The 11,933-nt window shown below is 28.6% G+C and carries 5 protein-coding genes; 2 read left to right on the top strand and 3 right to left on the bottom strand.

The annotated features are described in order from the left end of the window. On the top strand, positions 1 to 670 hold a 670-nt coding region (locus MBFIL_RS09155; RefSeq protein ID WP_157078745.1), incomplete at its 5' end, for an Rpn family recombination-promoting nuclease/putative transposase. A gap of 340 nt (positions 671 to 1,010) precedes the next feature. Beyond that, a complete protein-coding gene (locus MBFIL_RS09150; protein ID WP_066973790.1) occupies positions 1,011 to 1,220 on the top strand; it encodes a hypothetical protein in 210 nt (69 codons plus the stop codon). A gap of 291 nt (positions 1,221 to 1,511) precedes the next feature. Here the strand turns inward: MBFIL_RS09150 and MBFIL_RS09145 are convergent, their stop codons facing one another. The 3 genes from MBFIL_RS09145 to MBFIL_RS09135 form a co-directional block, all read right to left on the bottom strand. After that, positions 1,512 to 1,766 (bottom strand): type II toxin-antitoxin system RelE family toxin, encoded by a 255-nt coding sequence (locus MBFIL_RS09145; RefSeq protein WP_084266374.1) that lies wholly within the window; start codon positions 1,764 to 1,766, stop codon positions 1,512 to 1,514. Beyond that, entirely contained in the window at positions 1,738 to 1,953 is a 216-nt protein-coding gene (locus MBFIL_RS09140; RefSeq protein ID WP_066973786.1) for a hypothetical protein, read from the bottom strand. The genes MBFIL_RS09145 and MBFIL_RS09140 overlap by 29 nt, the downstream gene beginning before the upstream one ends. 604 nt (positions 1,954 to 2,557) lie before the next feature. Beyond that, positions 2,558 to 11,809: a carboxypeptidase regulatory-like domain-containing protein gene (locus tag MBFIL_RS09135; protein ID WP_066973784.1), complete on the bottom strand. Its 9,252-nt coding sequence runs from the start codon at positions 11,807 to 11,809 to the stop codon at positions 2,558 to 2,560. Positions 11,810 to 11,933 lie beyond the last annotated feature (124 nt).

Below are 11,933 nucleotides of genomic sequence, written 5' to 3'. Positions count from 1 at the left end.
TGAACACAACATGATAAAAAGATTATTGTACTACTGGAGCCGAGAATTCGTTGTTAATTTAGATTCTGGAGACAAATATCAAGAATTACCTAAAGTAATAGCTATTGGCATATTAGACTTCAGTCTAGTAAGAGTACCAGAATTCCACTCAACATACCACATATGGGAGGACAACAACAAAAACTGCAAACTAACAGATGACCTAGAACTTCACTTCATCGACATGCCCCAATATAGAAAATTAAAAAATAAAGACATTGAAAATAATCCATTACACAGATGGCTGTCATTTTTAAATGAAAAAGAATCAAATGAAACACTAAAAAAGGTGATAAATATGGATAACGGAATCAAAAGTGCAGACAAAAAAATGAAAGACCTTCTAAGAGACAAAGACTCCTTAATACATTATCAAAAAAGAGAATTTGCAATAGCAGAATACAACAACACACTACTACACAGAGAAGAAAAAGGAGAAGAAAAAGGAAGACAAGAAGGAAAAAAAGAAGGAAAAAAAGAAGGAAGAAAAGAAGGAAGAAAAGAAGGAAGAAAAGAAGGAAAACAAGAAAAAGCAATAGAAATAGCTTTTAGATTAAAAAATAAAGGAATGACTTTAGAAGAAATCAGCAAAATCACTGATCTCTCAACAGAACAAATTAAAAAATTATGAAAACTACATCATATCAATTTAATTTTTCATACACTACTAATAGAGTCAAGAATTCGTTGTTAACTCAAACTCTGAATACAATTACCAAAAATTACCTAAAATAGGAGCTATTGATTTTAGACTTCAGTCTACTAAAATTACCAGAATTCCACTCAACATACCACATATGGGAAGACAACAGCAAAAACTGCAAACTAACATAAGATTTAGAAATTCACATCATCGACATGCCCCAATATAGAAAATTAAAAAATAAAGACATTGAAAATAATCCATTACACAGATGGCTGTCATTTTTAAATGAAAAAGAATCAAATGAAACACTAAAAAAGTGATAAATATGGATAACGGAATCAAAAGTACAGACAAAAAAATGAAAGACCTTCTAAGAGACAAAGACTCCTTAATACATTATCAAAAAAGAGAATTTGCAATAGCAGAATACAACAACACACTACTACACAGAGAAGAAAGAGGAGAAGAAAAAGGAAGACGAGAAGGAAAAAAGAAGGAAAAAAAGAGGGAAGACAAGAAAAAGCAAGAGAAGTAGCTTTTAGATTAAAAAATAAAGGAATGAGTTTAGAAGAAATCAGCAAAATCACTGATCTCTCAACAGAACAAATTAAAAAATTATGAAAACTACATCATATCAATTTAATTTTTCATACACTACTAATAGAGTCAAGAATTCATTGTTAACTCAAACTCTCTAATAGGCACTGTAAAATTTATGTGGGATTTTCAAATGAAAAAAGTAATTTCATTCTTAAAATATTAATCCATTTTTCTATTATGTTATTTAGAGTTATTTTATTTGTAAATGTTTTTTCTTGGACCAATATCAATTATACGAATTATACGAGGATTTATTTTCAATTATATCAAATAAAATTCTATAATTGCCTACTCGAATTTTATGGACTTTATTAAAATTACCTTTTAAAATAGAGTATTCATAGGGTTTTTCAACCATTTCTTTTATAGATTTTAAAATTTTTCGAGCAGATTTTTCATCTTTTTTAACAAGTTTTTGTATATATTTCTCTGCCTTTCTTGTAAATTCTAAATCATAATCCAAAGTGTTTCTCAAGGTCATTTATATCAACTCTTATGCCTTTTCCTGCATCGAGTTCATTTTGAAGCTCTTTAACTTCTTTTTCAAGATTACAATCAACAAATTCTAACTCAAGCTCCCCCTTATTATTAATATTCCAATCAGCAATGTTTTTTCCTTTTATTTTATCAATGATTGATTGTTGTAACTGTATTTTTATTGATGTCATTATTTATTCTCCTTAGAATTTATTATTATTCTCTATCTTTCATTATTTATATTTTTCTAAGAGACATTTTAAGGAATTATTAAATATATTTTTTAATAAATTAGATGATTCAATGTGTGTATAAAAATCTTGCCTCCTGGAAAATAAATTATTACTAAAATCATGATTCCTGATAACTTTAAATCATTACAATTTCTGTCAAATATGTTACATTAACTATCTCCTAACTTATTATTATATATTTTAGTTCGCTGCCAGATTTTAAGCTTGTTATTTTCCTTAAAAACAGATTATTGGCTAAAATATACTAATAATTAGTATGCATTTTATAATAAAATATAATACTAACTTTCTCAGGAGGCAAAATTTTTACATAATCGAAAAATGAGAAAATTATTCTCTTTTCTTCCAATAGTGTCATGACTATTTAATTTTAAATGTTTATATATTATTAATTTCACACCATATAGCTGAAATAAAGAAAATTAAAGTTTAATTAAAAAGATAACGAAGTATTTAAAACTATAATATTAAATTGTCATGACAATAGCTAATTAAGTTATAATTTAAATTGCTTGTTAATCTTTTTAAAAAGATTTTAGTTCTATTTTTTTAGTTTTCTAATTGAGATTGATCCAAATAGACTTAATATTAATATGATAGCTATTAAATGAACACCAGTTCTCTTCATACTCACATTAGAACCTGCAACTTTGTGAGAATTATTATTAGATGTATTATTATTTATAGTATTATTATTAGTACCAGTATTATTAGTATTATTAGTACCATCAGTATTATTAGTACCAGTATTATTAGTATTATTAGTACCAGTATTATTAGTATTATTAGTACCATCAGTATTATTAGTATTATTAGTATTATTAGTATTAGAAGAATTACCTTTAAAATTAATTATTTTTTCAGCAGCATTATATTCATCATTTCCACTAAATTCAGTTTTAAGATTATTATCTTGGCTAACAGATATGATCGGATGAATTTGACCATCTTTATCTGTAATAAATGTTCCAATAACTTTATCATTTAATATTACTTTAATTGAAGCATTAGAAATTGGTTTACCTTCAGCATCTCTAAGGGTGATGGTTGCTGTGGCATTATGTCCTATTTTAGTATCAGGAATATGAATATGAATATTAGCATCTTTTTTAGTGAAATTAACACCAACGATATCATTAGAAGGATTATACTTATTATTACCCTCAAATTTAACAGTGATATTCTTTTTAATTTCAGTAATATTATAAGGAACCTTAGTTATTCCATTAAGAAATTCAACATTTGGATAAAGCACCCCATCAACAGTAACATTGGCAACAGTACTTACTGGATTACCATCTAAATCAGTTAAATTCAAAGTAATATTAACAGTATCTCCTACTTTAGCATCAGGTATTGAAGCATTAAGATGAGTGTCATATTTAACATTAATTGTTGAATTACTAGTACCATTAGCATTATCTGTATTATTCTGATCCATAGTCACATTTGCAACATTAACAATTGTTCCACTAGCAATAACAGTAACAGTTATATTCAAGACAACAGTTTCACCAGCATTTAAATTACCGATAGTCCAAATACCAGCATTACTATCATAATGTCCACGATTAGCACTACTACTTACAAAACTTAACATAGTAGTATTCAACTTATCAGTTACAAATACATGTGTAGCATTACTCACACCATAATTAGTTGCAGTAATAGTATAAGTAACATTATCACCAACATTCACATAACCTGTAACATTAGATACTTTAACAACACTCACATTAACATAATTAGTTACAACAAAACTAGTACTATTAACAGCAGCAAAATAATTAGCATTACCAGTAAACTCAGCAACAACATTAATATTTCCAGATGAATTAACAAGATAACTGATATTCCATTTACCACTTGAATCAGTAGTAGCATTATAATTAACACCATTAACAGTCACAACAACAGTAACATCACTAATCGGAGCACCATTCTCATCAAACAAAGAACCATTAATACTAACACTACTATTCACTTTAGTATTTGTGACAGGATTGATAACTAATGTACTGTTTAAAGACACTCCATTAAAATTAGTACTATTAACAGCAGCAGAATAATTAACATTACCAGTAAACTCAGCAACAACATTAATATTTCCAGATGAATTAACAAGATAAGTAATACTCCACTTACCACTAGTATCAGTAGTAGCATTATAATTAACACCATTAACAGTCACAACAACAGTAACATCACTAATCGCCTTATTACTCTCATCTAACAAACTACCATTAATACTAACACTACTATTTATCTTAGTATCAGGAATAGGATTAATAACTAAAGTACTGTTTAAAGCCAAACCATTGAAATGAGTAGTATTAGCAGAAGAAGTGTAATTAGCATTACCAATGAACTCAGCAACAACATTAATAACTCCAGTTGAACCCACATGATAAGTAATATTCCAATTACCACTTACACCCGTAGTAGCACTATAAGAAACATTATTAACAATTAAATTAACAGTAACACCACTAATCGGAGCACCATTCTCATCTAATAAAGAACCATTAATACTAACACTACTATTCACCTTAGCATCAACTATAGGATTAATAATCAAAGTACTGTTTAAAGGAACTCCACTAAAGCTTGTTTCATTTCCAGCACCAGCATAATTATTATTACCATAAAAAATAGCAACAACATTAATAAGACCAGATGAACCTACAAGATAATTAATATTCCAATTACCATTTATATCAGTTGTAGTATTATAATTAACACCATGAACAGTCACAACAACAGTCACATTAGCAATTGAATTATTATTCTCAGCAAATAAAGTACCATTAATACTAACACTACTACCCACCTTAGTATCCAAAATAGGATTAATAATGAGTGTGCTATTTAAAATTGGCCCATTGAAATGAGTTGTATTTACAGCACCTGTGTAATTATTATTGCCTGCAAACTCAGCAACGACATTAATAACACCAGTTGAATTCACAAGATAAGAAATATTCCAATTACCACTAACATCAGTTGTAACATTATAATTAACACCATTAACAGTCACAACAACAATAACACCACCAATCGGAAGACCATTTCCATCTAACAAAGTACCATTAATACTAACACTAGTATTCACCTTTGTATCACCAATAGGATTAATAATCAAAGTACTATTCAAAGCCAAACCATTAAAACTAGTACTATTTACAGCACCAGCATAATTACTATTACCATTAAACAAAGCCTCAACATTAATAAGCCCAGTTGAATTCACAAGATAAGAAATATTCCAATTACCACTAACATCAGTTGTAACATTATAGCTAACACCATTAACAATCACAACAACAATAACACCACCAATCGGAAGACCATTTCCATCTAACAAAGTACCATTAATACTAACACTACTATTCACCTTAGTATCACCAATAGGATTAATAATCAAAGTACTATTCAAAGAAACCCCACTAAAACTAGTACTATTTACAGCACCAGTATAATTACTATTACCATTAAACAAAGCCTCAACATTAATAAGCCCAGCTGAATTCACAAAATAAGAAATATTCCAATTACCACTAACATCAGTTGTAACATTATAATTAACACCATTAACAGTCACAACAACAATAACACCACCAATCGGAAGACCATTTCCATCTAACAAAGTACCATTAATACTAACACTACTATTCACCTTAGTATCACCAATAGGATTAATAATTAAAGTACTATTCAAAGCCAAACCATTAAAACTAGTGCTATTTACAGCACCAGTATAATTACTATTACCATTAAACAAAGCCTCAACATTAATAAGCCCAGTTGAATTCACAAGATAAGAAATATTCCAATTACCACTAGCATCAGTTGTAGCATTATAGTTAACACCATTAACAGTCACAACAACAGTAACACCACTAATCGGAAGACCATTTCCATCTAATAAAGTACCATTAATATTAACACTAGTATTCACCTTTGTATCAACTATAGGATTAATAAGTAAAGTAGTATTTGAAGAACCTACATAAATTGTTGTGTTAGCACTTGTGTTACTTCCATTGAAGATTAATTCATTTGCAGTTATATTTGCAATATTTTCTATTGTTCCATTATTTGCTATTATTACTTCGATTTCGAGTGTAGCTGTTTGATTAGCATTTAATGTTCCGACATTCCATAAACCTGTTGTATTATTATAAGTTCCAGTTGAAGAATTGTATGTAAGGAATGTTAATTTGGAATTTAAGACATCATAGACTCTTACATTGCTTGCATTATCTAAACCATTATTTTTAACCGTTATGATGTATTTAACATGATCTCCAATACGGAGATTGTTTAGACCAGTGACATTAGATACCTTTGTAATATCTAGATTTAGTGCTGAGATGATAGTGATTGTTACTGTGGAGTTTATATTTGGATTTGTAAGTGTTTCAATAGCTGTTACATTATTTGCAGTATTGTTTACTGTTCCTGATTTAATAGCTTGAGCTGTCATTACAAGTGTTATGGTTACTTTTGGTCCAATATTTCCAACAGTCCAAATACCTGTTGTAGTATTGTATGATCCTCTAGACACATTAATGAATTTAAAATTAACTGGTAGTATGTCAGTGAATGTAACATTAGATGCGAATTCAGTCCCATTATTTGTTATATTTATTATAAATTCAATAGCATCATTATTTGAAATAGTCGCTACACTCGCAACTTTAACAATACTAAGATTAACAATTGTGCCATTCTCAATAATAAGAACCAGATCCTCGCCATCTACTAAAGCATTAATAGATTCTTGAAGATTAGTGCCTGTTAGCATGACTTCTTCTGAAAATATGAATGTTCTTATATCACCACTAACATTATTAACAACACTTGTAGAATTCCTAATTAATAAATTTACTGTGAAATAAGGTAATAAATCTGGATCATTAGTAGGATTATTAGTCATATTATTTAATGCTAATGTGTAAGATAGATTCGCTGGAATATTTTTACTATAATTTCTTGTTGCATTTACAGTTGTATTAAATGTATTGTTTAGGGAAAGTTCAAGGACATACCAATATGTCAAGTTGAAATTAACACCAGTATTTGTATATTGGCTAGTGATATTATTTAATCCCCACCAATTAAAGTTTGCATTAGTATTAGTTCCTGAGTTTAGTAAACCTAAAGTATTATTATAAAGTCTATTATAATTTAAATTATTGCTTGTTCCTGTGATGTTTACACCTATAACTCTGTTATTCACAATTGTTGCGCTTATTATTGTATTATTTAATCCACCTATTATAGCCCCTATTTTGTTTCCATCTAATGTTCCATTAGTGAAAATATTATTATTTCCTAAGAAATGAATAGCTAATGAATTATTAGACAATGTAAGATTAATAAAAGCATTTCCAAAAGATGTGGTATTTATTGTTATTGCAGTGTTAGATATATTAGAAATATTAGAATTATGAATAGCATTATTATTTCCATTAATGATAATAAATCCTTTATATGCAGTGTCAAAAACAGACCCCTTTAAAATCACATAAGTACTATTATTACCACATATATCATAAGTATAATTATTATTTTTAATAATAGTTCCATTTGCAGTTAAATTAGTCAAAGTATAATTAATATTGTCATACATAAACTGAATAGATAGATTATTATTTAAAATATTATTATTATTTAATGTGAAATTAGTAGTATTAATTCCAATAGCTTGAGTATTACCAGTGAAATTAGAAACATTCACAACAAGACTACCATTAGAATAAATCCCACCACCATAACTTGCAGAATTATTAATAAAACTAGATGTAACAACAACAACATCACCTTGACAATTGGAAATAGCACCACCAAAACCACCACTACTACAATTCACACCATTACCAATGAAATTAGAACCACTCACACTAAAATTACCCAATAAAGAAGAATTATCATAACGATCATTATCCTCATAAATATAAAAATAACTATTATTATTAAAAATAACACCACCAAAACCACTACTACAATTCACACCATTACCTGTGAAATTAGAACCACTCACACTAAAATTACCATCATTAAAAATAACACCACCAAAACCACTACTACAATTCACACCATTACCTGTGAAATTAGAACCACTCACACTAAAACTACCTGAATAATAATAATTATCATAACGATAAACATGAAGATTATTAAAAATAACACCACCAAAACCACGAATACTACAATTCATACCATTACCTGTGAAATTAGAACCACTCACACTAAAATTACCATAACCATTATTAAGAATAAGACCACCATAACCACTACTACAATTCACACCATTACCTGTGAAATTAGAACCACTCACACTAAAATTACCATCATTAAGAATAAGACCACCATAACCACTACTACAATTCACACCATTACTAGTGAAATTAGAACCACTCACACTAAAATTACCACCATTAAGAATAAGACCTCCTTGACTAGTATTACCATTTAAACTATTACCCATGAAATTAGAACCACTCACACTAAAATTACCCCCACTAGCAATAACACCGCCCACACCATAAGCACTATTTACACCATTATTAGTAAAATTAGAACCACTCACACTAAAATTACCACCATTAAGAATAACACCACCACAAGTAATAGAATTAAGAAAATGTGAAGTATTATTAGCGAAATTAGAACTACTCAGACTAAAACTACCCATATTATAAATAACACCCCCCTCGTCAAAATCAGTGGAATTTAAAGTATTATTAGCGAAATTAGAATTACTCATACTAAAACTACCAGTGTTATAAATAATGCCCCCCCTAGCAGCTGCTAAATAAGAAAGCGCATTAGTTAAATTCATATGATTATTTGAAAATGAAGAATTGGTAATATCGGAACTACCATCACGGTTATGAATAACACCCCCATAACCATAACATACACCCCCACGTAACATTATCAGAGTTATCCCATTATTTGTAAATGTAGAATTTTTCACAGTTAAGTTAACAGTACTATAAATAGCACCACCCTCAGCATCACTACGAGCACCATTCATTATAAGATTTATACTATTATTTGTAAATATAGAATTGATAACAGTTAAGTTAACAGTACTATAAATAGCACCACCAGCACCATAACTATTAGTACCATTATAACTAATATTAAGACCATTATTTGTAAATATAGAGTTGTTCAGAGTAAGATTAGACCCAGTATTGTAAATAGCGCCACCATAACCATAAGAACCATTTGCAATATTACTTGTAAATATACAATTTTTAAATATAACTGTACTATTACCAGTAATGGAAAATGCAGCACCCGCAACATCCGCTTTACCTTTACTGAACATTATATTTTCAAAACTTATGTTATTATTTGATCCAGATATTGTAAATAATCTTCCTGCATTATTTCCATCAATAATAACCTCACTTGGTGCACCATTACCACAAATTGATAAACTTTTATTTGAAAAACTAATGGTATTGCCACGGTCAACTGTTTTATTATATACTCCTGCACTTAGTGTAATGGAATTATTAATATCTACTCCCCTTGTAACATTATTTAAAGTTCCATTAATACCTGTAGCATTAGTAGTACTAATTGTAACATCTATAGCACTGACAGATGAAACACTAACAAATAAAATAGCTATTAAAGATATTACAATAGCTATTTTAAAAACACTATTTTTAGAATTATTATTAACATTACTATTACTCATTTTATAACTACCCTTATTTCTTAATTTATTAAGTAAAATTAATCCAAATAGACTTAATACTAAGATTAATCCCATAATAATCACTAAAGAAACACCAGTTTTCTTCATATTAATATTAGAACCTACAAGTTCATGGGAATTATTATTACTATCATTATCACCATTACCATTATTGTTAGCATTATTACTATTATTAGTGTTATTACTATTATTGTTATTATTACTATTATTAGTATTATTGTTACTATTATTACTATTATTAGTATTATTGTTACTATTATTTGTATTATTATTAGAAGAATTACCTTTAAAGTTAGTTATTTTTTCAACAAAATTATATTCATCATTTCCACTAAATTCAGCTTTAAGAATATTATCTTGATTAACAGAGATTACTGGATGAATTTGACCATTATTATCAGTTATGAATGTTCCAATAACTTTATCATTTAATATTACTTTAACTGAAGCATTTGAAATTGGTTTACCATCAGCATCTCTAAGGGTGATAGTTGTTGTAGCATTATGCCCTATTTTAGTATCAGGAACATGAATATTGATATTAGCATCTTTTTTAGTGAAATTAACACCAACAGTATCATTAGAAGGATTATACTTATCATTACCTTCAAACTTAACAGTAATATTCTTTTGAGCTTCAGTAACATTATAAGGAACCTTAGCTATTCCATTAATAAATTCAACATCAGGGTAAAGTATACCATCAATAGTAACATTGGCAACAGTATTTACAGGATTACCATCTAAATCAGTTAAATTTAGAGTAATATTAACAGTATCCCCTATTTTAGCATCAGGTATTGAAGCACTAAGATTAGTGTCAGATTTAACATTAATTGTTGAATTACCAGTACCATTATCTGTATTATTTTGATCCGCAGTTACATTTGCAACATTGACAATTGCCCCCTTACCAATAACAGTAACAGTTATATTCAAAACAAGAGTTTCACCAGCACCAAGGTCACCAATAGTCCAAATACCAGTATTACTATCATAAGCTCCACGATTAGCACTACTACTTACAAAACTTAACATAGTAGTATTCAACTTATCAGTTACAAATACGCCTGTAGCATTAGTCAACCCATAGTTAGTGACAGTAATAGTATAAGTAACATTATCACCAACATTAACATAACCTGTAACATTAGATACTTTAAGAACACTCACATTAACATAATTAGTTACAAGAAAACTAGTACTATTAACAGCACTAAGATACTTATCATTACCATCAAAGACAGCAACAACATTAATAACACCAGAAGAACCTACAAGATAATCAATACTCCACTTACCATTTACATCGGTTGTAAGATTATAGCTAACACCATTAACAGTTACAACAACAGTCACATTACTAATCCCACTATTATTCTCATCTAACAAAGTACCATTAATATTAACACTACTATTTACCTTAACATCAGTTATAGGATTAATAATCAAAGTACTATTTAAAGGAACTCCATCAAAGCTTGTTTCATTTCCAGCACCAGCATGATTATTATCACCATAAAAAATAGCAACAACATTAATAAGACCAGAGGAACCTACAAGATAATCAATGCTCCAATTACCATTTGCATCGGTTGTAGTATTATAGCTAACACCATTAACAGTCACAACAACAGTCACATTAGCAATTCCACTATTATTCTCATCAAATAAAGTCCCATTAATACTAACACTACTACCCAACTTATTATCCAAAATAGGATTAATAATTAAAGTACTATTTGAAGTTGCCCCATTGAAATGAGTTGTATTAACACAGGCAGTGTAATTACTATTACCACTAAAGACAGCCTCGACATTAATAACACCAGTTGAATTTACAAGATAAGTAATATTCCACTTACCATTTGCATCGGTTGTAGTATTATAGCTAACACCATTAACAACCAAATCAACAATAACACCACTAATCGGAACACCACTTCCATCAAGCAAAGTACCATTAATACTAACACTACTATTTACCTTAGTATCCAAAATAGGATTAATAACTAAAGTACTATTTAAAGAAATCCCATTAAAACTCACAGCTGTTAAGTTAAGGATTTTTCATGTTAGATATGTAGTGTGTAATGTTGTGATGTTTTTTGTTTATATTCTTATTTTTCTTTTAGCATGTTTTTTATTCTTGATATTGTTAGTCTTGTGTGTC

Origin of the sequence: Methanobrevibacter filiformis, from assembly GCF_001639265.1 — an archaeon.
Classification (GTDB): Archaea; Methanobacteriota; Methanobacteria; order Methanobacteriales; family Methanobacteriaceae; genus Methanacia; species Methanacia filiformis.
The sequence above is the reverse complement of the archived record's forward strand: the minus strand, read 5'-3'. Positions and strand labels throughout refer to the sequence as shown.

Coding starts and splice junctions, on each gene's coding strand:
- MBFIL_RS09150 (WP_066973790.1), top strand. CDS start 1,011: ATGGATAACGGAATCAAAAGTACAGACAAAAAAATGAAAGACCTTCTA.
- MBFIL_RS09145 (WP_084266374.1), bottom strand. CDS start 1,766: ATGACCTTGAGAAACACTTTGGATTATGATTTAGAATTTACAAGAAAG.
- MBFIL_RS09140 (WP_066973786.1), bottom strand. CDS start 1,953: ATGACATCAATAAAAATACAGTTACAACAATCAATCATTGATAAAATA.